Below are 22422 nucleotides of genomic sequence, written 5' to 3' on the forward strand. Positions count from 1 at the left end.
GTGAGCTTGCTCGCGAAGGGCCAGCAGTCGCCGCGTGCATGCAGAATGCACGCGTATTTGTTGATGTTTTTCTAGCGTTCATCAGCGGTTCTGCAAAAACACTACATACCCCCGAAACCACTCACTCCCCTTCAAATACTTCGGCTCCTCCCACGCCCCGCCCTGGATCAAACCAATCTTGAACGCCAGCCCCAACCGATTCATACGCGGTAAATACGCCGCGTAATCCGGGATGCTGTGGCGGCCTTGATACGTTTGCACCACCACCTCATCCACCACGCCCTTGAGTTGGGCGATGGCGGCCGGGTCGGCGTTGCTGCTCCAGTCCATCAGGCCGGTGATGCTCAGGCGCAGGTCGGCGGGCAGGCGGTGGCGCAGGTCGCGCAGGAAGTCGGCGTATTCGTGCAGGTATTGGGTGCGGGCGTCGAAGTCGATCTGGATACCGACCACCGGGTTGCCCGCGTCGCGCCAGCGTTGCACCTGGCCGAGCAGTTGGGTGTAGACCCGTTCCGGCCAATGCAGGGTGTGGGCGCGGTAGACCACCCAGACTTCACCTTGAGTGATGCGCGGCACGCTGGTGCCCTGGGCGATAAATTGCACGCCGCGTTGGGGCGCGCGGCGCGTTGAGTTGATCTGGCCCTGGAGGATGTACAGGGTTTTCGCCTGTTTGAGTACCGGCTGGGGCGTGACGCCGCTCCACAGCCAGAAGGCGTCATAGTCGCGAGCGTCGACGGCGGCGAAGGCCGGGCTTGCCAGCAACAGCAAGCCCAGCCACAGCTTTTTCACCAGTAGTACTGCAGGGATTTGCCCCACTGGGTGTCGCCAAACCCGGTCTTGAGTTGGCGGAACCAGGCTTTGCGCACAGCCGGTTCCACGTCCTGGCCGCCGCAGCTGTTATAGCCGGCCGGCGCGTAGCAGTTGATGGCGCGGAACAGCGCGTAAGCCTTGTCGTTCTTCGGCGCTTTGGCATTGGCGATGACCTGCTTGTAACCGTCGAGGCGCGAGAAGGTTTCTCCTTTGAAGTCCGACGCGGTGCTGCCCAGGCTACCGGCGGCGCGGGCCTGCTCCAGGGGCATGCCGTCCAAGTTGTTGCGCAGGATGAACTCGCCGAAGCAGTTCAGGGCTTGCGGGTTTTTCGCGTCAGCCTGCAACGCCGCTGCGGTTTGCGCGATGCTCGGGCAGGCGTAGCCGGATTCGGCTTTGTCACCGCTCCACTGGAACAACTTCAGGGTCTGGTTGCCGCTGTAGACATAACCCAGGCTGGTGCCCAATTTGTCCTCAGTGGGCGAGGCGGGCAGTTGCTTGAGATCTTCGGCGAAGGTGGCGTACTGGCCGCGCAGCAGGTCTTTATAAAGCAGGACGAATTGCGCGGTCTGGCGCTCCAGCGGATCGCTGGCCTGGGCGATCTGCTGGCGCAGTAACTCAGGCCCGGCGACGTTGCGCAGCAGAATGTAGCGCACCTGCTTGGCACTGATGGGCGAGTCGCTGGCAAACACCTTGGCTAATTGGCCGCTGCGTTCGTAGTTCATGGCCAGGGCCAGTTCCAGTTGGTCACGTTGCAATGGCAACTTGGCCTGAGCGAGCAGTTTCAGCCACAGTGCTTCGGCGCTTTTCCAGTCCTTTTTTTCTTCAAGCGCCAATGCACGCAGGGTCTGTTGGCTGAAGGCGAAGTAATCCAGGTTCGACGGCATATCCTGGGGTAGGTGCTTCAAGGCGGCGTCGGGCTGATGCTCGACGTACAGCGCAAAGGCCGCCTGCAGGTAGTCGTACAGTGCTGGCGTGTTGGCAAACGTGGCTTTCTGCTGGGCGAGGGCTTCGCGGGTCAGGCGTGGCGGAGTGTTGGCGCGCATCAGCATCAGATCGGTGACGGTTTGCAGCAGCGGCTCTTTGAGGTTGGCGCTGTTGACCATCAGCAGCTTGAGGTCGGCTTCTTCCACCAGTTCGTCCACCGACACATTGCGTTGGGCGTCGGTGGCTTGGGTCAACTGCCAGGCGAAGTCTTCAGCCAGTTTGTCGTTGTCGTCCGCCAACCAGTGCACGCGGCGCAGCAGGCCGTGGGCGGACGTCGCGTAAACACCTTGTGGATAAGTGTTCAGGTAGCCCAGAAACCCAGCTTCCGCCTGGCCCAGTGCAGACTTATCCACACGCTCAAGCTGCGGCATGCCGTACTCATCGAAGGCCTCAGCTTGGGCCTGGTTGAGTGAGTTGCGCGCGGTCATGTACAGCGCGGTCTCCTTCAGCCAAGGGATCGTCGACAGGTTAGCGGCGGCGAATCCGCGTTCGGCGTCACTGAAGCGGCCGCTGTAGAAGTCAGCGGCGGCTTGCAGGTAGGTGCGAAAGAGCAGGCCGTGGGCGGACTCGATAGGATCGGTCACCACCTGGCCATCCCAGTCGCAGGTGGTGAGCAATTGCAGGCGAGCCTTCACCAGCGTCGTGCGCTCGGTACTCGGCATGTCGGCGTTGATGACCTGGCTGATAAACGCGGTGGCGCTGTCATCGTCATTGCTGCGGCAGCGGCTGCCTTCGCCGTCGACGAAGGCTTCGCCAGCGGTCTTGTACTCTTCGCGCTTGATCCCCAGACCGGTCAACAAGGTGTCCAGCTCGGCGGTGGGCGATTGGTCGGAGTCGGGCTGCGTCTCTGCGCTTGAGGCGGGTATCAGGCGATACACCGGAAACGGCACCGGGCCAAAGCCCTGGGACAGATCATCTTCACTCAGCGCGTTGGGCGTCAGCGCCGCGCTCTTTTTGTCGGCCAGCAATAGGCGCAGGTTGGCCCGGCTGTCATTGCCAGGGCTCAGAAACGGTAGGTTGTTGCAGGGATCGAGGCTGTCACGTGACACCCGCCAGTCCGGGTAGCACGAATCGTCGGAACTGGCCTGGGCCGGCAGGGAAACACTGGCCAGCAGGGCCAATGCCAGGGGTGACAGAAAACCGATGCGCATGACGTGTCCTTGATCCTGAGTCCTTGGAGGGAGGCAATCATAGCCTGATCCGACGCGTGCTTCGTTGAAGCCCTACACAAATTGCCGATTTGTCCGATTCCAGCAGCGACTCAGGGGCTTTTGTCCTAGAGTGGCGGGAGTTTGCACATGAGCAATCAAGGCAGTGGCAGGGGAATCGGGGTGCGTCGGTCTGTGGTAGAGCAAAATGAAAAGGTCGGGGCGTTGCCCGCAATCAACCGTCTCACGTGGGAGGGGGCTGCTTGGCTGAGCCGTCTTTGGTGGGTGCCGATCCTGGCGTTGGCCATGGCCCTGCGGTTTTATCACCTCACGTCGGCGGCGATCTGGGGAGATGAAGGTTCCAGCCTGCTGCTCAGTGAGTACGCCCTTGGCGACTTGTGGTTTCACGCCGCCCATGATGTGCACCCGCCGCTGTATTTCTTCCTGCTGCGCGGCTGGATCGAGCTGTTTGGCGACAGCATCTGGTCAATTCGCGGCATGAGCGCCATTCCCGGTGTCATTGCGGTGGGGCTGGGCATCTGGCTGACGCGGAAACTGTCCACCCGTCGCGCTGCAGTGCTGGCGGGCGTGCTGCTGGCCCTGCTGCCGACCGCCGTGCGCTACAGCCAGGAAGTGCGCATGTATTCACTGCTCGGTGTGTGGCTGCTGGGTGCCACGCTGGCGTTGGTGTACTGGGTGCGCCAACCTGAGCGCACGCGCTACCTGGCGGTGTATGTACTGCTGATGAGTGCCGGGTTTTATACCCACTACTTCACGGCACTGTGCGTGCTGGTGCATTGGGCGTACCTGGGGCTGTTGAGTGCCGCCCCCGGTCAGCGTTTGATCAAGCGCCCGGCGTGGTGGGGCGCCAATGTCGTGATTGTGTTGCTGTACCTGCCCTGGTTGCCGAACTTGCTGGACCTGGTGCAACACGTCGACCAGCTCAAAGTGGGCGGTGACATTGGCTGGGAAGAACCGGTCAACCTGCTGTCCCTGCCGTCGATGATCTGGCAGTTCGTGCTGCAGGATGAAGGTGTTGGTTTCTGGCCGCCGCTGTTCTGGCTGTTTCCGTTGCTGCTGGTCGCGGTCGTCGTGGTGACCGCCTGGCGCGACCGCGAGCGCTATCGACCGGCGAGCCTGCTGGCGTTGTTCTTTCTGCTGCCGCTGCTGCTGGTCTACGCCGTGTCGTTTATTTCACCGGTGTTTATCGAGCGGTATCTCACGGTGTACGCCCTGGCTTTGCCGATCCTGCTGGCGCTGGCCATCGACCGTTTGTCGTGGCTTGGTGCGGCGGTGTTTGTACTGTTTGTGGGCGTGGAGCTGGTGGGGCTGAAGAACAACTTCGCTGTGGATGAACACGACCAGTTCAACGTGCCCGTGGAATTCGTGAACCGTAACTACCAGGAAGACGACCGCATCGTGCTCAGCGACATGATGTGGTACCTCAGCTACGTGTATTACGACCAGACCGATGCCCAGTTGCAGCTCTACACCCCGCCAAAACCCGATGGCACGCCGACCCGTCCCAACGCCTACGGCTTCGGCACCCTGGTGGACCAGGACGGTGGTCGTATATACCTCGACCACTTGTCGGCATTGCCCGAAGGCACCCGCCGCGTTTGGCTGATCAGCAGCAACGAAGCCCCGGACGATTTCGCCCCACTGCCTGCGGGCTGGCGCGAACTCAGCCGCCAGGACGGTGGTGGCGCCAGGGCGCGGTTGTTCGTGCTGTGCAACGCGCCATCGGCGCAACCCGAGGGCTGCCGCTAGACTCGTTTCAACCGCCTTTATCAGGAGTTCATCATGGAATCGCCTGTCCATAGCTTGTCGTCATTGTTCAAACAGCTGGGCCTGCCGGATGACCCGGTGAGCATCGAAAAGTTTGTGTCCGTTCACTCGCCACTCAAGTCTGAGCTGCATCTGGCGGACGCGTTTTTCTGGACGGGCAGTCAACGGGCGTTTTTGCGTGAGGAGATTCTGGAGGATGCGGATTGGGCTGAAGTTGTGGATGAGTTGAACTTGATGTTGAGGGGTGGGCGAGGCTAGGAAGAATCCTATCGACTAAGCGGAAGTGGACGATAGTGGCCAGAGGGAGCGCCCCGTTACTAATAGGCGCTGACTCTCTCCTCTGGACGCTATATGAAACGTCTGATCCCTCACGACGAAATTGAGAAATATGATCTCGGAAAAATCGAAAGTCCCTATTTTGCGCGAATAAGTATCAGGGAATTTTTTCGCGTTCCTTATACGTTGCCTGGACTGAGCGAATTGCTTAGGCAGTGCAATATCTCTTCTGCCTGCTGCTCCGCAGAAAAAGACCAACGGCGCGTTTTGGAGAAGCTGGCCGCCGGTGATTGGTTATTTGTGATGGACCGTCCTTTTCTCCCTTTAAGCAGGGAGTGTCGCGTCAAGTACGGACACTTAATGGGGCGTCGACTGTATGTCGGGCCCGGCAAGTGGGAGAAGGTAAGCGTCGATTACGACGGCATCAAAAATACCGCTATCCTCACCGCCAATCGCTTAATTTCCGCAGGTGATGAAGGGCGGGTATTTTTATCGGATGGGAAAGATCTCGCAAACACCACACGAGTTATGACCCAGCGATGGGTAAGGCTGGACAGTGGGGATGATCAGCTTGGCCACCAATCAGTTGAACGTAGATATGGAGAACTACGGCATATAAAACAACGTTATCTGGAGGGAGACGACAACTGGCAGGTCGGTGGTAAGTCGTGGTATTGGCAGCCTGTCACGCCGGATGTGGCCTATGAATACAAGGAAGAAGAAACGTGATGCGCAAGCGTGTTTTTTGGTTTTGGGGAGCCATGGATGCTTTTCTTTTGATTCGATATGCAGTCACCAGTGTAATGGGAGGAAGAATTCCTTATTTAAGCGATATTGAGAATGCGTCATGGCTGCTGCGTGAGCACAGTGTGGTGCAGTTCTACATGTTCGTTTTTGCCATGCTGTTGCAAGTTTCCATTGTCATCTCCTGCGTATTGTTTTTTCTTGGCCGTGAGAGCGTTAAGTGGGTTGTCTACGTTCAAACTCCCTTCCGATTGGCTTTTATTGTGCCTTCCGTTTCGCTGTTGCTTGTAGGCGCTCAACTTTTTCGCGATTACAACCTGGTGTTGATGGCCGTGTTAGTGGTCGTTTCCGAAGGAGTGAAGGTCTGGAGTGTCTGGCGATGGGGCAAAAAATCTTGAAGGGCGGTGTGGCAGATATCGCGTTCGTGCGGATGGCCAGCCAAAAATCCGCTTTACTCATCCCATACCCTTCCACACATCCGCAAAATTGTTTCAAAACTTGACGCATCCTCCTCCTTCCACCATATTGATAGTTAGCAAACTAACTGTATGCGAACTATCCAGTGCCCCAATCCCTCGAACAACTCCAGATGAACCTCAGCAGCAGCATGGTGGTGGGCGCCCGTAATTGGCGCAAAATCTGCCAGACCACGCTGGTGAGCTATGGCATCTCCGAAGCCTGCGCCGTGCCGCTGTTGATGATCGGCCGCTTGGGCGACGGTGTGCACCAGGTCAAAGTTGCCCAGGCATCCGGTATGGAGAGCCCATCCCTGGTGCGCCTGCTCGATCGCCTGTGCAGTGACGGCTACGTATGCCGCACCGAAGATGTCCACGACCGTCGCGCCAAGGCCTTGAGCCTCACCGAGCGTGGCCGTGAGCTGGTGCAAGCGGTGGAAGTCCAATTGGTGCGCCTGCGCCGTGAAGTGCTGGCGGACATCGACTCCACCGATATGGAAGCCGCGCTGCGTGTGCTGCGGGCCTTTGAGGCAGCGACGCTTTGAACGGATTCTTTACCGGTTTTCCGCCGGCCCGCGACTGGTTCTACGGCGTGCGTACTTTCGCCGCGTCGATGATCGCGCTCTATATCGCCATGCTGATGCAAATGCCGCGTCCGTACTGGGCGATGGCCACGGTGTACATCGTCTCCAGCCCGTTTGTCGGCCCCACCAGTTCCAAGGCCCTGTACCGCGCCATCGGCACCTTGATGGGCGCGGCGGCGGCGGTGTTTTTTGTGCCGATGTTCGTGCAGTCGCCGTACATTTTGGTGGTGGTGATCGCACTGTGGACGGGCACTTTGCTGTTCCTGTCGATGCACCTGCGCACCGCCAACAACTATGCCTTGATGCTCGCTGGCTACACCTTGCCGCTGATCGCCCTGCCGGTGGTGGATAACCCGTTGGCGGTATGGGATGTGGCCGAGGCGCGAACCGAAGAAATCTTCCTCGGTATTGCGGTCGCCGCCGTAGTGGGGGCGATGTTCTGGCCGCGCCGCCTGATGCCCGTGTTCGATGGCTCGGTGGCCAAGTGGTTTGCCGATGCTCAGGTCTACAGCCAACGCTTTCTGACGCGCAATGTGCAGCGTGAAGAAGTCAGCACTTTGCGCAGCGGCATGGTCGCCACCTTCAACACCCTCGAATTGATGATCGGCCAGTTGCCTCACGAAGGCGCGCGGCCGCAAACGGTGCGCAACACCAAGGAACTGCGCGGGCGCATGATCCACCTGCTGCCGGTGGTGGATGCCCTCGACGATGCGCTCTACGCCATCGAACATCGGGCGCCGGAATTTCTCGACCGCATCCAGCCGATTCTGGAAGCCACAAGCCAGTGGCTGGAAAACACTCAACAAAGTGCACCGTTGGAAAGCTGGCGCGCCCTGCGTGACCAGGTCGACGCCCTGCAACCCCAAGGCGAGGCGCTGGACGACCGCCACACCCTGCTGTTTTCCAACGCGCTGTATCGCCTGGGCGAATGGATCGACCTGTGGCAAGACTGCCGCAGCCTGCAAGCGGCCATCCAGTGTGAAAGCCAGGACAGCTGGCGCGCCGTGTATCGTCACTGGCGCCTGGGGCGGCTCACGCCATTCCTTGACCGTGGTCTGATGTTCTATTCGGCGTTTTCTACCGTCACCGCGATCATCGTCGCCTCGGTGCTGTGGATTCTGCTGGGCTGGACCGACGGCGGCAGCGCGGTGATTCTGGCCGCCGTGGCGTGCAGCTTCTTCGCCTCGATGGACGATCCGGCGCCACAGATCTATCGGTTCTTTTTCTGGACCGCCATGTCGGTGCTGTTCGCCAGCCTGTACCTGTTTCTGGTGCTGCCCAACCTGCACGATTTCCCGATGCTGGTGCTGGCGTTTGCGGTGCCGTTCATCTGCATCGGTACCCTTACTGTGCAGCCGCGCTTCTACCTGGGCATGTTGCTGACGTTGGTGAACACCTCGTCGTTCATCAGCATCCAGGGTGCCTACGACGCGGACTTTCTCAACTTCGCCAACGTCAACCTCGCCGGCCCCGTGGGCCTGCTGTTTGCGTTTGTGTGGACATTGGTTGCGCGGCCTTTCGGCGCCGAATTCGCCGCCAAGCGCCTGACCCGTTTCAGCTGGCGTGACATCGTCGGCCTCACCGAGCCCGCAACCCTGGCCGAACACCGACACCTCGCCGTGCAGATGCTCGATCGCCTCATGCAGCACCTGCCGCGCCTGGCACTCACCGGCCAGGACACCGGCATCGCCCTGCGCGATTTGCGCGTGGCGCTGAACCTGCTCGACCTGCTGGCGTACTCGCCGCGCATCCTTGGAGTGCCACGGGTGTTGCTCAACCAGGTCGTCGAAGGGGTGGGCGCTTACTTCAAGGCCTGCCTCAAGGCGGGTGAACGCTTGCCCGCGCCCAGCGGTCTGCTGATGACCCTCGACCGCACACGCCGCGCCCTCAACGGCCAGGGTCTGCAAGACGAGGACGATACTCGCCTGCACCTGTTGCACGCCCTGGCCGGCCTGCGACTGGCGTTGTTGCCTGGCGTCGAATTTATTGGCGGCACCGAGATGGAGGCGCCGCTGCCTGATGGAGCGCCTTTATGATCGGTGATCTGGATATCAGCGGGGTGTTCCTGCCCACGCTGCTGGTGCTGATGGGCATTACGTACGTGTTGTTTCTGGTGGTGCACGGGCTGTTGACGCGCATGCACTTCTATCGCCTGGTCTGGCACCGGGCGTTGTTCAATGTGGGGCTCTACGCGCTGTTGCTGGGCGCGGTGGACTCACTCAGTCGATACCTGATGACATGAAAAAACCTTTTTTGACCATCGGCCGTGTAGTCCTGACGCTGCTGATCGTGAGCTTCGCGGTCGTCGTTGTGTGGCGCATGGTCATGTACTACATGTTTGCGCCCTGGACCCGCGACGGGCACATCCGTGCCGACATCGTGCAGATCGCCCCGGACGTGTCCGGGCTGATCCAGCGCGTGGACGTGCGCGACAACCAGTTGGTGACCAAGGGCCAGGTGCTGTTTGCCGTCGACCAGGACCGCTTCAAGCTGGCCCTGCGCCAAGCCCAGGCCGCCGTGGCCGACCGCCAGGAAACCCTGGCCCAGGCCCAGCGCGAGTACAAGCGTAACCGTGGCCTCGGCAACCTGGTGCCCAGCGAGCAACTGGAAGAAAGCCAGTCCCGCGTGGCCCGTGCCCAGTCGGCCCTGGCTGAAGCGCAAGTGACGGTGGATTCGGCCCAACTGAACCTGGATCGCTCAGTAATCCGCAGCCCGGTGGACGGCTACGTCAACGACCGGGCGCCGCGTAACCAGGAATTCGTCACCGCCGGCCGGCCGGTCCTGTCAGTGGTGGACAGCAATTCCTTCCATATCGACGGCTATTTCGAAGAGACCAAACTCGACGGCATCCACGTCGGCATGGCGGTGGATATCCGCGTGATCGGCGATAACGCTCGCTTGCGCGGCCACGTGCAGAGCATCGTCGCCGGTATCGAAGATCGCGACCGCAGCAGCGGCTCCAACCTGTTGCCCAACGTCAACCCGGCGTTTAGCTGGGTGCGCCTGGCCCAGCGCATTCCGGTACGCATCGCCTTTGACGACGTGCCGGCGGACTTCCGCATGATCGCCGGGCGTACGGCCACGGTGTCGATCATTGGCGACAAGCCCGATGACGGAGCCACGCCATGAAGCAACTGTTGGCAACCGCCGCGTTGGGTTTGCTGCTGTCGGCCTGCCAAGTGGTAGGCCCGGACTACCAGTTGCCGGACAAGGCCGCGGTCAACCGTGGCGACCTGCAAGGGCAACTCGCTGGCGAGGGCGCCAACGTGGTGTCAGCACCGGTGCCGACCGACTGGTGGAAACTGTACAAAGACCCGCGCCTGGATGAGCTGGTGCGCCAGGCCATGGCGTCCAACACCGACTTGCGCGTGGCCGCTGCCAATTTGCAGCGCGCGCGGTTCCAGACCCAACAGGCTGAATCCGCCGGCGGCTGGAGCCTCGGCGCCAAGGCTGAGGCGCAGCGCCTGCAGGAGTCCGGCGAAGCATTTTTGCTGGCCGACAAAGTGCCGGTGGGTAACATCGGCAGCGTCGGCACTACCACCTCGTATCAATTCGATCTGTTCGGCACCTTGCAACGGGGCATCGAAAGCGCCCAGGCCAGCGCCGATGCCGCTCAGGCCGCTGCCGATATCGCGCGCATCACCCTAGTGGCCGATGTGGTGCGTTCCTACACCCAGGTGTGTGCGGCCAACGAAGAGCTGGCGATTGCCAACGAGTCCCTGGACTTGCAAGCCCAGAGCACCAAGCTGACCCAACGCCTGCGTGACGCCGGCCGTGGCGATGAAACCCAGGTCACCCGCTCGCAAACCCAGTACAAATCCCTTCGCGCCGACATGCCGCGCTACGAAGCTGCGCGCCAGGCCGGGCTGTTCCGTCTGTCGATGCTGCTGGCCAAGCCGTTGGACCAACTGCCGGCGGGCACCGGCAACTGCGCCGAGCTGCCGCACATTGCCCAGTTGTTGCCAGTGGGTGACGGCGCGGCGCTGCTCAAGCGGCGTCCCGATGTGCGCCAGGCCGAACGCCAATTGGCCGCTGCCACCGCACGTATCGGCGTGGCCACCGGCGCCCTGTACCCAGACATCGCCATCGGCGCCACCGTAGGCACCGTCGGCTTGCTCGACAACCTCGGCACGCCTGCGACCAACCGCTGGGGTTTTGGCCCGATGATCAGCTGGACCGTGCCGACCAACGGCGCCCGGGCCCGCGTCCACGAAGCCGAAGCCGCCACCCAGGGCGCCCTGGCGCATTTCGATGGGGTGGTGCTCAACGCCATTCGCGAAACCCAGACCGGTCTGGCGCAATACACCGCGCAACTGCAACGCCGTGATGCGTTGGCCGAAGCCGGCGAGTCGGCCAAGGAAGCGGCGGGGCAGACCCATCGCTTCTTCCAGGCCGGCCGCGCGTCGTTCCTGGCCGACCTGCAAGCCACCCGCACTTACACCGATGTGCGTGCGCAATTGGCGGCGGCAAATACCCAGGTCGCCATGAGCCAGATCGATCTGTTCCTGGCCCTGGGCGGCGGTTGGGAAAGCGGACGAACGCAAGCGTCACAGCCCGGCAAACCCTGAGCGGGTAGCTATGCTTTGTCAGGTGGGCCGCCGTGATGGCCTACCTGACACTGCTCGCGTTTGCTCATGGGGATTCCAATAATGAAAAACCCTTATGCTCCCGCTTTCTGGTGCGTGCTCCTCGCACTGGTGCTGTTATCGGCCGCGTATTTCTACGGCGTCATGCTCGCCCACCAGCTCGACAAGGCCATGGTCTTTCTCGACAGCGCCTGCCTGGTGATCGGCACCTTGTCCATCGGCGTGGTGGCCTGGGCCTCCTACCAAAATCAACGGATCAAGAAAAAACTTCTCGAACAAGGCAAGACCCGCGTGGCGATCTGGGACACCAAGGTCGCGCTGCGGCGTGTGGAAACCGTGTTCGATCGTTATTTCTGGGGCAGCTACTGGCAGCCGGGTCGCACCTTCCAGGAAGTCATGGGCGACCTCACCGGCACCCCCCTGGAAAAAAGCCTCGAAGTCCTGAAAAAACAGTGCGTGGCCCTCGATCAGCAGGTCGCCGATGGTAGGCATTGGCTTAACAATGCGCGTGAATTGTCTGACGTCGCGACGCAGATGGCCCGCGAACGCTACCAACTGGACTTCTGCGACCCCAAGGCCGATACCCCCGGCAACGCGGTGATACACCGCGAATTTGAGGTGTTGGTGTACACCTGGACGGCGCGGCTGAAGAGTTTCGATCACCAACTCGACGAGATCGAACTGGAATACTCGTGAACCAACTGCTCGCCTGAACCTCTGAGAAATCTGGGCCCTTCGCGGCCGCCAGTGCTAATCTTCCCCCGTTTTCGGCGGGCTTGAGCCAACCCCATCGGGGTTCAAGGAAGACAGCCCACTTCTCACAGGATTTGATCAGGTCACTTCATGAATAAGCCAGCAGTCGTTCTTTTGGGTTTTGTTGTCGCCGTAGGCGTCGTCAGTGCAGGCGGCGCCTGGTACACCGGTAAACAACTGGAGCCAGTGCTGCAAACCGCGATCCAGAACGCCAACAAGGAACTGCAGACCTCCATGGCCGGCGTCGATGGCACTGTGGCCCTGGAGCTGGTCTCCCTGGACCGTGGCGTGTTCAGCAGCACCGCCCATTACCGCTTGAAAGGCCAGGGTTCGGTCTTCGGCGAAGAAAACCCTAATCCGGAACTGCTGTTCGTCGACCATATCGAACACGGCCCGCTGCCGTTCTCGCGCCTGGTGACACTCAAGTGGCTGCCGGTCATGGCCACCAGTCACTACGAGCTGGAAAAGAACGCCACCACCGAGAAGTGGTTCGCCGCCGCCAAAGACGTATCTCCACTCAAAGGCGTGGCCAACATTGGTTACACCCGTTCGGTCAACGGCAATATCGAATTGCTGCCCCTGGAGTTCAAGGACGATACGTCTTCGGTGAGCTTCTCCGGCGCAAACATGAATTTCGACAGCACTGCCGAAGGCCAGAAGGTCAAGGCCGACGGCTTCATGAACAGCGTCAAGGTCGCCGCGGTAGACGCCAAGGGCGAACACTTCGAAGCTGAGCTGTCTGGGTTGACCATCGCCAGCAACCTGGAAAAATCCACCTTCGGCTTCTACACCGGGCAAAACACCGTTGAGCTGACCGACAGCAAGTTCACCTTCGGCCCGCAGAAAGCCGTGCTGACCGTCAAAGGCTTCGAGCAGAAAGACTCCAGCGAAACCAAGGACAACAACCTGGCCGGCCGTGTCGACTACAAGATCGACGAGATCGGCTACCAGGGTAAACCTGTAGGTTCGGCGGCCTTGGCCGTGAGCATGAAGAATGTCGACATCCCGGCCATGCTGGTGCTGACCAAGCTGTACCAGGACAAGATGCAACCCGTGCAAGCCGCCGCCGCCGCCAACCAGCCTGCCCCCGAGCTGCAACTGACTGAAGCCGAGCAAGCCCTGGCTGAAGCCAACGTCAATCAGGTCCTGGCTGCCAAGCCGCAAGTGGCTGTGGAAAACCTGTCGCTGAAAACCACCCACGGTGAAAGCAAGTTCAGCCTGCTGGTAGACCTGGCTAAACCGGTGTCCATGGAACTGCCGCCAGTTGAGCTGGGCAAGCAGATGATTGCGCTGCTGGATGCCAATCTGACCCTTTCCAAGCCGATGATCGCTGACGTTTCCGCACTGCAAGCCCAACTCGGTGGCGTGACCGACCCTAAAGCCATCGAGCAGCAATCCCAGATGGCCGCCGAGATGGTCAGCGGCATGGCGGTTGGCACGCAGTTGGCAACTTTGGTCGGTAGCGACGTGGTCTCCAAGCTGCACTACGCCAACAATGAAGTGACGTTCAACGGCCAGAAGATGACCGTCGAGCAATTCATTGGTTTTGTAATGGCCAAAGTCGGTGCGGTCAGCGGCGCACAGTAACGCCTCAACACCCGGCCTCTTCGTGAGGCTGCTTGAAATGCAGTCAAAATGTGGGAGCGGGCTTGCCCGCGAATGCAGTGGATCAGTCACCACTGCGTATTCGCGAGCAAGCCCGCTCCCACATTTGTTTTGTGCAGGCCCGACTCAGCGGCTACCCATCAATTCTGAACAATTGTTCTGAATTGGTCTTCTCCCTACTTTCCTAAGAGATAGTTCACACAGGAAAGCTAGGCCGGGTCATTAGACGCCGGCACCCTGTAGCATGTCGCTCAGGATCACCTATCGTTACAGCTTTCCGTGTGTAAGGAAGCTCACGATATGTTGCGAAACCTACCACTCAGTGCATCAGGCCGGTTGCGACTGCTCATCGGGGCAGCTTTATGCAGCCAGCTGTTGATGCCCACTTTCGCCATGGCCGATCCGGCCTATGACGCGCTGATTATCCAGGCGCGCAACGGCAACTTCACACCCGCCCTTACGCAATTGCGTCAGCTGTCTGCCGAGCGCCAGACGCCAGGCCAGGTCAGCGATCATGTGGTGATCGCCGGTTGGGCCGGGCAGGACGCCGAAGTGCTGAAGGTGTACGAAGCTGAGGGTAAACATCGCAACCTCAGTACCCAGGCGCTCGCCACCGTGGCGCGCACCTATCGCAATCAAAAGCAGTGGCCCCAGGCTGAGGCGACCTATCGCCAGGCGCTGCTGCGTGAACCAAATAACGTCGACCTGCAACTGGGCCTGGCCCTGACCCAGGCTGACGGCGGCAAAGCCAATGAAGCCGTGCAACGCACCCGCGCGCTGGTGGCCGCCAAGCCAGACGACCCCAACCGGCGCATGGCCCTGGGGTATGCGCTGACCCGCGCCGGCTTGAACTACGACGCGCTGTTTGAATTCGATCAGGCGTTTATCCGTGCTGGCGACAAGCCTGAAGTCGCCCGCGAATACATCGTCGCCCTGCAAAAGGCTCGCTTGCCGGAAGCCGCTTTGCGCCTGTCGGCCCAGCGTCCGGGCCTGCTGGACCCGGTGACCCAGCGCCGCCTCGAAGGTGACCTCGCCGCCGAACGGGTGCGCATGGCCGAGTTCGCCACGCGCAGCGAAAAAGAACGCTATGTGATTGCCGACCGCGCCCTGGCGGACTACGACAAACTGCTCGCTCGCTGGACCCCGGACGCCACCGCCCATGACGATGTGGTGCGCTGGCGCATCGACCGCCTGGGTGCACTCAAGGCGCGTGCACGTACCGCCGAGGTGATTCGCGAGTACGAAACGCTTAAGGCCGAAGGTGTGCAACTGCCTACCTACGCCGTGCGTTGGGTGGCCGCGTCCTACCTCGACCAGCGCCAGCCGGAAAAAGCCGAGCCGCTGTATCGCCAGGCGCTGAGCGCCACCGACGCGGAGCCCGAAGATCGGGTCGAAGACACCACCGCGCTGTTCTACGCGTTGCAGGAAAGCGACAAAGGCGAGGATGCCAACGAGGTCGCCAAAGGACTCGCCAACAGCCAGAACCCTCGGGTCGAACTCAAGGGCTTGCCCATCGGCAACCCCAACGACGCGTGGATGGACGCCCAGCAACTGTCGGCCCAGGCCGGCGTCTACGGTGGCGACCTGCCGGGCAGCGAAGCCGGTTTGGAAGCGCTGGTAGCAAAAGCACCGGGCAACGTCGGCCTGCGTCTGGCCCAGGCTGACATGTACCGCGCCCGCGATCTGCCCCGGCGCGCCGAAGGCATTCTCAAGGAAACCGAAGCCCAGGCCCCGCGCGACATCGGCCTGGAAGTGAGCCAGGCCTACACCGCCATGGACCTGCAGGAGTGGCGCCAGCTCGACGTGCTCACCGACGACGTGGTTGCGCGCAACCCGGATAACCGTCAGGTGCAGCGCCTCAGCCGCCTGCGCGATGTGCATGACATGGCCGAGCTGCGCGTCGAGGCCTACACGGGTAAAAGCTTCGGCGGCGGTAACGACAGCGAAGCGGGTGCGGTGTCGGGGAGCCGTGACTGGGGCATCGAAAGCCGTCTCTACACGCCGCCTATCGACGAAGACTGGCGCCTGTTTGCCGGTGCCGGCTATGCCCGCGCAGATTTCGAAGAGGGTACCGGCCAGCATCGTTGGCAGGTTGTCGGCGTGGAGCGGCGCACCCGTGACATGACCATCGAAGCCGAGGTATCCAACCATTCCTACGGCGATGGCTCCAAACAAGGCGCCGCGATCTCGATTGCCCGCGACATCAACGACAACTGGCAATACGGCGGCAGCCTCGGCTACCTGCTGAGCACCACGCCGTTGCGCGCGCTGAATGATGGCATCACCGCCAACGGCGGCAGCGGTTTTATTCGCTGGCGCGCCAACGAAAGCCGCGAGTGGAAACTGACCCTCAGCCCGTCCCACTTCAGCGACGGCAACGACCGCTTCGAAGCCTTGCTCAGCGGCCGCGAAGGCCTCTACAGCTCGCCGCGAGTGCAAGTGGACCTGGGCCTGGAAGTCGGCGCCAGCCGCAACAGCAAGGAAGACACGGTGTACTTCAATCCGAAGTCGGATTTGACCGTGCTGCCCGTCATCAACATCAACCATGTGCTCTATCACCGCTACGAGACCCAGTGGAGTCAGCAGTTCCAGGTCGGTGCGGGTACCTATAGCCAGCGCGATTACTCCACCGGCGGCATGGCGTTGATCGGCTACGGCCAACGCTATCGCTGGAACGATGTACTCGACGCTGGCGCCAACCTGAGCCTGATCAGCCGACCTTACGACGGTGATCGCGAACGCGATCTGCGCCTGCTCGTCGACCTCACTTACCGTTTCTAAAAGAGCCTGACCATGACCTTCCTCAGCCGTTGCTTGTTGGTTCTGGGCGTATTGCTGGCCAGTGCCTGCGCCCAGCAACCCGCACCTTTCACTCCACCCGCCGAGCGGCCGACACCGCTCAACGAACAGGCGTGGCCGAAAAACCACTTCCTGGGCATTGCCTACCACGATGTGTCGGATCGTGATCCTGACCAGGCCGTGGTGGCGGTGCGTACCGAGCGTTTGATCGAGCAGTTGGCTTGGTTGCGCGAGAACGGCTACCAGGCAGTCAGCGTTGATCAGATCCTGGCCGCCCGCCGTGGCGGCCCGGCATTGCCGCCCAAAGCAATCATGCTCAGCTTCGACGACGGCTATTCGAGCTTCTACACCCGCGTGCTGCCTATTCTGCGCGCCTACCACTGGCCGGCGTTGCTGGCGCCGGTGGGCAGCTGGATCGACACACCGCTCAACCAGCCGGTGGATTTTGCCGGTTCACCCCGGCCGCGTGGTGAGTTCCTGACCTGGCAGCAGATTCGCGAAGTGTCCCAGTCCGGCCTGGTGGAAATCGCCGCGCACACCGATGCCAATCACAAAGGCATCCTGGCCAACCCCCAGGGCAACCTGGAGCCAGCTGCGACTTCCCTGCGTTATGACCCGGCCACCGGTCGTTATGAAAGCCAGGCCCAGTTCGATGCGCGGTTGCGTGCGGATGTGGTCGCGATCTCCAACAAGATCCAAACCGTGACCGGCAAGAAACCACGGGTCTGGGTATGGCCGTACGGCGCCGCCAAAGGCACCTCGCTGGCCATCGTTGGCGAGCAGGGCTACCAAATGGCCCTGACCTTGGAAGACGGCCTCGACAGCTCCGATGACCTGATGAACAGCCCGCGCTTTCTGGTGGCCTCCGACCCGGACGGCGAGCATTTCGCCAACAGCATCGTCGCTGTGCAAACCCCGGCACCGCTGCGGGTGTTGCATGTGGACCTGGATAACGTCTACGACCCGGACCCGGCCCAACAGGCGCGCAACCTCGACCAGTTGGTGCAGCGCGTGGTGGACATGGGCGCCGGCACGGTGTTCCTGCAAGCCTTCGCCGACCCCAAGGGTGACGGCCTGGTCCGCTCGCTGTACTTCCCCAACCGCCACCTGCCAGTGCGCGCCGACCTGTTCAACCGCGTCGCCTGGCAACTGCACACCCGTGCCCATGCCAGCGTGTATGCCTGGATGCCAGTGCTGAGTTTCGCCCTTGATCCCAAGCTGCCGCGTGTGACGCGCTGGGACCCGGAAACCGGCAAAGTGGGCATCGACCCGGATCAATACAAACGCCTGTCGCCGTTCGACCCGCAAGTGCGCAAAATCATTGGCGAGATCTATGAAGACCTGGCGCGCAACAGTGCCATCGACGGTGTGCTGTACCACGACGATGCGGTGTTCTCGGACTTCGAAGACGCCAGCCCCGCCGCGCTCAAGGCCTATGCTGCCAACGGCCTGCCGGGCAGCATCGAGGCCCTGCGCGCCGACCCTGCGGTGATGCAGCGCTGGACGCGCTTCAAGAGCCGCTACCTGATCGACTTCACCAAGGAGCTGACCGCCAAGGTCCGCGCTATCTCTGGGCCGCAGGTGCTGACCGCGCGCAACATCTTCGCGCAGCCGATGCTCAACCCAGAAAGCGAAGCCTGGTTCGCGCAGAACCTCGACGATTTCCTCCAGACCTACGACTGGACCGCGCCCATGGCCATGCCGCTGATGGAAGGGGAGACGCTGAAGAACTCCAACGCCTGGCTGGAGAAACTGGTGGCGACGGTCAAAGCCCGCCCCGGTGCGATGCAGCGAACGGTATTCGAACTGCAAGCCAAAGACTGGCGCACCCCGGCAGCCCCCGACCTGTCCGCCGAGCAAATGGCTGAATGGATGGGTGTACTCAAGCGCCAGGGTGTCACGAGTTTTGGCTACTACCCGGACAATTTCCTGGAAAACTCCCCGGACCTGAAGACTGTGCGTCCGGCCCTTTCCAACCAATGGAACCCTTGACCATGTTCGACAGAATCCTGGCTTTATTCGTGCTGGCACTGGTATTAGGCGTGCCCCTGGGACTGATCTTCCTGGTCACCGGGCAGTTCCTGATGGACTTCGTGTTTTTCTACCCGCTGTTCATGTCGGCGCTGTGGATCTCCGGCGGCTTGTACTTCTGGCTGCACTGGGAGCGCCACTGGCCCTGGGAAGAAGACACCCCGGCGCCGACCCTGGCCGGCAACCCGCTGATCTCGATCATCATCCCTTGCTACAACGAGGGTGATAACGCCGCCGACACCATTCATGCGGCCCTCGGTCAGATGTACCCGAACATCGAAGTGATCGCGGTCAACGACGGTTCCAAAGACAACACCGCCGCAGTGCTCGACGCCCTGGCGCTGGAGCATCCACGCCTGCGGGTGCTGCACCTGGCGCAGAACCAGGGCAAGGCCGTGGCCTTGCGCATGGGCGCCGTGGCGGCGCGCAGTGAATACCTGGTGTGCATCGACGGTGATGCATTGCTCGATAAAAACGCGGCGGCTTATATGGTCGCGCCGATGCTCGACAACCCGCGCTTGGGTGCCGTGACCGGCAACCCTCGTATCCGCACACGCTCGACCTTGATCGGCCGCGTGCAGGTGGGCGAGTTCTCGTCGATCATTGGCTTGATCAAGCGCACGCAACGAGTGTTTGGTCGGATCTTCACCGTGTCGGGTGTGGTGGTGGCGTTTCGTAAAAAGGCGCTGGACCGCATCGACTACTGGTCCACCGACATGATCACCGAGGACATCGACGTCAGTTGGAAGCTGCAACTCGACCACTGGAGCATCTTCTACGAGCCCCGCGCGCTGTGCTGGATTCTGATGCCCGAAACCGTCGGCGGCCTCTGGAAACAACGGCTGCGCTGGGCCCAGGGTGGCGCCGAAGTACTGTTCAAAAACATCCGTGGCATCTGGCAATGGCGTCACCGCTACCTGTGGCCGCTGTTGTTCGAATACTGCCTGTCCACCGGTTGGGCGTTCACTTTCATGCTGTCGGTCATCTTTTGGGGCGTGGGCAAATTCACGCCGCTGCCCCAGGCGATCGCGGTGGACTCACTGATGCCGCCCGCGTTTACCGGCCTGGTGTTGGCGATGGTATGCCTGCTGCAATTTGCCGTGAGCATCCTGATCGACCGCCGCTACGAGAAAGACCTGTGGAAAACCCTGTTCTGGACCGTGTGGTACCCGATGGTGTTCTGGCTGGTCAGTCTGTTCACCACCCTGGTCAGTTTCCCCAAGGTGCTGTTCAACCAGCACCAGAAGCGCGCGCGCTGGGTCAGCCCGGACCGTGGCATCAAACCTGTTGAAGAGGAGGCGTGATCATGAAACTGGTCAGAACTCGCCAAAGTACCGTCATGTGGATCATCGACGTGGTGTTGACCCTGATGGCCTGGGCCGGATTGGTTTGGCTGCTGGCGCGAGGGATTACCTCGATGCTGGATACCCACGGCGGCCCGCGCATTGACGCGCCGATTTTTGCGGCGCTCAACACCTTGCAGATCTACCTCTGGATCGCGTTGTTCAACGCCGTGATCCTAGTCAGTTGGGCACGCTACCAGCAGCGCAAGGGGCGCAAGTTCGCCCAGCGTCGCGCCCAGGCCAAGGCCCTCAGCGATAAGAGCCTGAGCGAAAGCTTCAGCCTGGCAGAAGGCGACCTGGAGCAACTGCGCCGGCCAGGCGTGCTGGTGATTCATAACGACGAAGAGGGCGGCGTGTCAGAAGTGAAATCCCATGTCTCTCGTGACGTGGAGAAACCTGGATTGACCTTGGTACCTGGCGCTGTCCAGAACAAAGACGCCAGCTAGTGCGCTAAACAACGCCTAAAGGCCGACCCATAACTCTGAAGTGAACGGACTTGCCCCGCGCTGGGCTGCGAAGCCGCCCTAAAACCTGCCACCGCCGTTTTACTGAGTAAACGCGCCGGTCTTAATGGGGCTGCTTCGCAACCCAGCGCGGGGCAAGCCCGCTCACCACAGAGTCGTGTGGCAGCCTTTAATATTTGCGTCTATATCCATGCACCGGTAGCGGTGGGTCAGTTATAGAATTATTAGCTGAAACTCCCTCATCGGCGGCTGTTTCAGCCTGCCAATAGTGATTATTGCGATCCAATTCCCAGGCCCACCCCGCGAACTTTTCTGCATTTCCCATTACTAATTTACTGCGCAATAACTTGGCGGCCAACTAGTGGCAGCTTCTAAGTTCTCCGACGAATCGATATCAAAACAGCTGCCGCCTGTCGGATTAATAGATTCGGTCTCCGGTCGCCAAACTTTTTGATGATTATTTATTGTTATCAATTAATGTGTTGGGGCTTCAAGTAGCGCGAATGTCCAACTAGCTCGGATTCTTTGGTTGGTCAAAGTTTGATGTTAGTTTCCCTGTCCTTGAAATAGGGGTCAGACCACGGTTACATTAATAGTGGTCTGATCCCTGTGGTTTTCCCATTGCCCTGCTAGTTGACAGGGAACCACGAATTTATCAAATAAATCAGGAAGTCACGGTGATGATCCAATGGCCTCGCTTGCTTAGATTCAAACAGGATGATGTCCTTGATATACCCGAGGGCTCCCGTTCACTCATTGATGAGGGTGTCTACAGCATTTCAGACACTCAATACTGTCTGGCCGATGTGATTAATGAGAACGGACAGGACACGCTGAGGGTGCTCTCGTTTTACTGGGCTGCCAGTCAGGGTGCGTTTCGGCGAGCCTGTTTCAGAGAAGTTGAAAGTGATGATATGGCTCTCGGTTATCCACCAGAAGTGCTAATACCTGAGCGGGCAGGGGCGACCTATAGTCAAATAAAACAAGCATTGACGGCGATGGGTGACGTCATGGAGCATGCTTCTTATCGAATAATGTCTGATGGCGCCTTTATTCATAAAAGCTTGGAGAGCGCGTCAGTGGTGTATCATTTTCGGTCGCTAGACTCGCTGGATGATGAGTTGCCTTATGCAATTGTATGGAAGTGTCGTCGTACTTAGCGTCTCTGCATAAAGTTGAAAGGAGACAGCGTATTTACATAGCAAGGAGTGGCCATGAGAAAAAATGAACCCTGGTGGGTAGCCGTTTATCTGCCTTGCGCCTCGGCGTTAGCGCTAGTGTCTATGTGTGCATTTTTTCAGATAGCGGGTTATTGGCTGAGTGGTGGTGAGGATATTATTAGCCTCTTGGAGGCGCATGTATTTTTCTATCTGCAAATGGCCGTGGCTGGATTTGCTTTAGGTTTCGTGCTTTGGTTTTTTAATGTCCGTTAGTGTTCCTGTAATAGAAGAGACCTCTTGGTTAGGGTGTAACTCTGATCGGTGAGCTATTAAGTGAAACTGCTTTTTTAATTTAAACTAGTGTGTCGCTATAATGTGCAGGACGACTGGCCTCGACAACCCGGATAATCGGCGCGCTGAGTTATTTTCTCTCTTCAAGGATGATCAATGAATCCCCGTATTCCGACACCACTGGCGCGCACGTTGAGTATCGGCTGTCGAGTCGCGCAGGGGTTGTGCCTGCTGGTAATGGCCGTCAGTGCCACTGCGTTCATGCTGGTCTGGGTCTACTTCGATAGGCGTGCGTCAATGTTGGGCTCGGCGGCGGCCGGTGTTTTGTGGTGCGCCATCGGGCTGTTGTTCGCGTTTGTGTTTGAGCAGCCTCGCACGCCGCGGGCAACGCTGCGATTTATGGTCAGTCGGATTGCTGGGGTGGTGGTGCTCGCAGCAGCGGCCGCCTATTTGGTCGGCACGCTTTGGATTGAGCCTGAGCGCGCATTGCTGGACGCTAATACCATCATGATCCAACCCGGCAATCTGGCCCAGGTGCGCAGCCTCGCGGACCGTTTTGATGGCGGTAAATCCTGTGGCTGACAATCAACAAACAAGGACATTT

20 protein-coding genes are annotated in these 22422 nt (G+C 60.3%); 18 read left to right on the forward strand and 2 right to left on the reverse strand.

The features are described 5' to 3' along the window. Window positions 1–81: 81 nt before the first annotated feature. Window positions 82–786 (reverse strand): DUF3142 domain-containing protein, encoded by a 705-nt coding sequence (locus BW43_RS22770; RefSeq protein WP_032884824.1) that lies wholly within the window; start codon window positions 784–786, stop codon window positions 82–84. Further along, window positions 783–2942, reverse strand: coding sequence for a hypothetical protein (locus BW43_RS22765; protein ID WP_032884826.1), 2160 nt, complete (start codon window positions 2940–2942; stop codon window positions 783–785). The genes BW43_RS22770 and BW43_RS22765 overlap by 4 nt, the downstream gene beginning before the upstream one ends. A 180-nt stretch (window positions 2943–3122) precedes the next feature. Here BW43_RS22765 and BW43_RS22760 point away from each other — a divergent pair, with 180 nt between their 5' ends. From BW43_RS22760 to BW43_RS22680, 18 genes are all read left to right on the forward strand, one after another. Then, the gene (locus tag BW43_RS22760; RefSeq protein WP_032884992.1) at window positions 3123–4709 is read left to right on the forward strand and encodes a glycosyltransferase family 39 protein; all 1587 of its coding nucleotides are present in this window, start codon (window positions 3123–3125) and stop codon (window positions 4707–4709) included. Between the two features lie 33 nt (window positions 4710–4742). Next, window positions 4743–4985 (forward strand): DUF2789 domain-containing protein, encoded by a 243-nt coding sequence (locus BW43_RS22755; protein ID WP_032884828.1) that lies wholly within the window; start codon window positions 4743–4745, stop codon window positions 4983–4985. 93 nt (window positions 4986–5078) lie between these two features. After that, complete coding sequence (locus BW43_RS27915; protein ID WP_050442798.1) at window positions 5079–5732, forward strand: hypothetical protein; 654 nt, start codon at window positions 5079–5081, stop codon at window positions 5730–5732. Continuing rightward, on the forward strand, window positions 5729–6145 hold the full coding sequence (locus BW43_RS22750; protein ID WP_032884829.1) for a hypothetical protein: 417 nt from the start codon (window positions 5729–5731) through the stop codon (window positions 6143–6145). Before BW43_RS27915 ends, BW43_RS22750 begins: the two co-directional genes overlap by 4 nt. Before the next feature lie 191 nt (window positions 6146–6336). Continuing rightward, complete coding sequence (locus tag BW43_RS22745; RefSeq protein ID WP_032884831.1) at window positions 6337–6747, forward strand: MarR family winged helix-turn-helix transcriptional regulator; 411 nt, start codon at window positions 6337–6339, stop codon at window positions 6745–6747. Next, entirely contained in the window at window positions 6744–8822 is a 2079-nt protein-coding gene (locus BW43_RS22740; RefSeq protein ID WP_032884832.1) for an FUSC family protein, read from the forward strand. The genes BW43_RS22745 and BW43_RS22740 overlap by 4 nt, the downstream gene beginning before the upstream one ends. Next, a complete protein-coding gene (locus BW43_RS22735; RefSeq protein WP_003187469.1) occupies window positions 8819–9028 on the forward strand; it encodes a DUF1656 domain-containing protein in 210 nt (69 codons plus the stop codon). The genes BW43_RS22740 and BW43_RS22735 overlap by 4 nt, the downstream gene beginning before the upstream one ends. Then, window positions 9025–9915, forward strand: a complete 891-nt coding sequence (locus BW43_RS22730) for an HlyD family secretion protein (protein WP_032884833.1) — start codon at window positions 9025–9027, stop codon at window positions 9913–9915. Before BW43_RS22735 ends, BW43_RS22730 begins: the two co-directional genes overlap by 4 nt. Then, window positions 9912–11354 (forward strand): efflux transporter outer membrane subunit, encoded by a 1443-nt coding sequence (locus tag BW43_RS22725; protein ID WP_032884834.1) that lies wholly within the window; start codon window positions 9912–9914, stop codon window positions 11352–11354. The genes BW43_RS22730 and BW43_RS22725 overlap by 4 nt, the downstream gene beginning before the upstream one ends. 81 nt (window positions 11355–11435) lie before the next feature. After that, a complete protein-coding gene (locus BW43_RS22720) occupies window positions 11436–12068 on the forward strand; it encodes a hypothetical protein (protein ID WP_032884836.1) in 633 nt (210 codons plus the stop codon). A 147-nt stretch (window positions 12069–12215) separates the two neighbouring features. Further along, window positions 12216–13712 carry a YdgA family protein gene (locus BW43_RS22715; RefSeq protein ID WP_032884838.1) on the forward strand — a complete coding sequence of 499 codons (1497 nt, stop codon included), beginning with the start codon at window positions 12216–12218 and terminating at the stop codon, window positions 13710–13712. Between the two features lie 318 nt (window positions 13713–14030). Continuing rightward, window positions 14031–16511 carry a poly-beta-1,6 N-acetyl-D-glucosamine export porin PgaA gene (gene pgaA, locus BW43_RS22710; protein WP_032884840.1) on the forward strand — a complete coding sequence of 827 codons (2481 nt, stop codon included), beginning with the start codon at window positions 14031–14033 and terminating at the stop codon, window positions 16509–16511. 12 nt (window positions 16512–16523) lie between these two features. Beyond that, complete coding sequence (gene pgaB, locus BW43_RS22705) at window positions 16524–18521, forward strand: poly-beta-1,6-N-acetyl-D-glucosamine N-deacetylase PgaB (RefSeq protein ID WP_032884841.1); 1998 nt, start codon at window positions 16524–16526, stop codon at window positions 18519–18521. Window positions 18522–18523: 2 nt separating this feature from the next. Beyond that, complete coding sequence (gene pgaC, locus BW43_RS22700) at window positions 18524–19864, forward strand: poly-beta-1,6-N-acetyl-D-glucosamine synthase (RefSeq protein WP_032884842.1); 1341 nt, start codon at window positions 18524–18526, stop codon at window positions 19862–19864. A 2-nt stretch (window positions 19865–19866) separates the two neighbouring features. Then, on the forward strand, window positions 19867–20349 hold the full coding sequence (pgaD, locus tag BW43_RS22695; protein ID WP_032884843.1) for a poly-beta-1,6-N-acetyl-D-glucosamine biosynthesis protein PgaD: 483 nt from the start codon (window positions 19867–19869) through the stop codon (window positions 20347–20349). Window positions 20350–21047: 698 nt separating this feature from the next. Beyond that, the gene (locus BW43_RS22690; RefSeq protein ID WP_032884845.1) at window positions 21048–21527 is read left to right on the forward strand and encodes a hypothetical protein; all 480 of its coding nucleotides are present in this window, start codon (window positions 21048–21050) and stop codon (window positions 21525–21527) included. Between the two features lie 54 nt (window positions 21528–21581). Next, window positions 21582–21800 (forward strand): hypothetical protein, encoded by a 219-nt coding sequence (locus BW43_RS22685; RefSeq protein ID WP_032884847.1) that lies wholly within the window; start codon window positions 21582–21584, stop codon window positions 21798–21800. Window positions 21801–21974: 174 nt separating this feature from the next. Continuing rightward, the gene (locus tag BW43_RS22680; protein WP_050442799.1) at window positions 21975–22400 is read left to right on the forward strand and encodes a hypothetical protein; all 426 of its coding nucleotides are present in this window, start codon (window positions 21975–21977) and stop codon (window positions 22398–22400) included. Window positions 22401–22422: the final 22 nt, after the last annotated feature.

Source organism: Pseudomonas sp. RIT357, assembly GCF_000632245.1.
In the GTDB taxonomy this organism is placed as follows: Bacteria; Pseudomonadota; Gammaproteobacteria; order Pseudomonadales; family Pseudomonadaceae; genus Aquipseudomonas; species Aquipseudomonas sivasensis.

What these genes read in the sequence shown, in the direction of transcription:
- BW43_RS22765 (WP_032884826.1), bottom strand. Translation starts at nt 2,942, where the DNA reads ATGCGCATCGGTTTTCTGTCACCCCTGGCATTGGCCCTGCTGGCCAGT.
- BW43_RS22755 (WP_032884828.1), top strand. Translation starts at nt 4,743, where the DNA reads ATGGAATCGCCTGTCCATAGCTTGTCGTCATTGTTCAAACAGCTGGGC.
- BW43_RS27915 (WP_050442798.1), top strand. Translation starts at nt 5,079, where the DNA reads ATGAAACGTCTGATCCCTCACGACGAAATTGAGAAATATGATCTCGGA.
- BW43_RS22745 (WP_032884831.1), top strand. Translation starts at nt 6,337, where the DNA reads ATGAACCTCAGCAGCAGCATGGTGGTGGGCGCCCGTAATTGGCGCAAA.
- BW43_RS22735 (WP_003187469.1), top strand. Translation starts at nt 8,819, where the DNA reads ATGATCGGTGATCTGGATATCAGCGGGGTGTTCCTGCCCACGCTGCTG.
- BW43_RS22730 (WP_032884833.1), top strand. Translation starts at nt 9,025, where the DNA reads ATGAAAAAACCTTTTTTGACCATCGGCCGTGTAGTCCTGACGCTGCTG.
- BW43_RS22725 (WP_032884834.1), top strand. Translation starts at nt 9,912, where the DNA reads ATGAAGCAACTGTTGGCAACCGCCGCGTTGGGTTTGCTGCTGTCGGCC.
- BW43_RS22720 (WP_032884836.1), top strand. Translation starts at nt 11,436, where the DNA reads ATGAAAAACCCTTATGCTCCCGCTTTCTGGTGCGTGCTCCTCGCACTG.
- BW43_RS22715 (WP_032884838.1), top strand. Translation starts at nt 12,216, where the DNA reads ATGAATAAGCCAGCAGTCGTTCTTTTGGGTTTTGTTGTCGCCGTAGGC.
- pgaA (WP_032884840.1), top strand. Translation starts at nt 14,031, where the DNA reads ATGTTGCGAAACCTACCACTCAGTGCATCAGGCCGGTTGCGACTGCTC.
- pgaB (WP_032884841.1), top strand. Translation starts at nt 16,524, where the DNA reads ATGACCTTCCTCAGCCGTTGCTTGTTGGTTCTGGGCGTATTGCTGGCC.
- pgaC (WP_032884842.1), top strand. Translation starts at nt 18,524, where the DNA reads ATGTTCGACAGAATCCTGGCTTTATTCGTGCTGGCACTGGTATTAGGC.
- pgaD (WP_032884843.1), top strand. Translation starts at nt 19,867, where the DNA reads ATGAAACTGGTCAGAACTCGCCAAAGTACCGTCATGTGGATCATCGAC.
- BW43_RS22690 (WP_032884845.1), top strand. Translation starts at nt 21,048, where the DNA reads ATGATCCAATGGCCTCGCTTGCTTAGATTCAAACAGGATGATGTCCTT.
- BW43_RS22685 (WP_032884847.1), top strand. Translation starts at nt 21,582, where the DNA reads ATGAGAAAAAATGAACCCTGGTGGGTAGCCGTTTATCTGCCTTGCGCC.
- BW43_RS22680 (WP_050442799.1), top strand. Translation starts at nt 21,975, where the DNA reads ATGAATCCCCGTATTCCGACACCACTGGCGCGCACGTTGAGTATCGGC.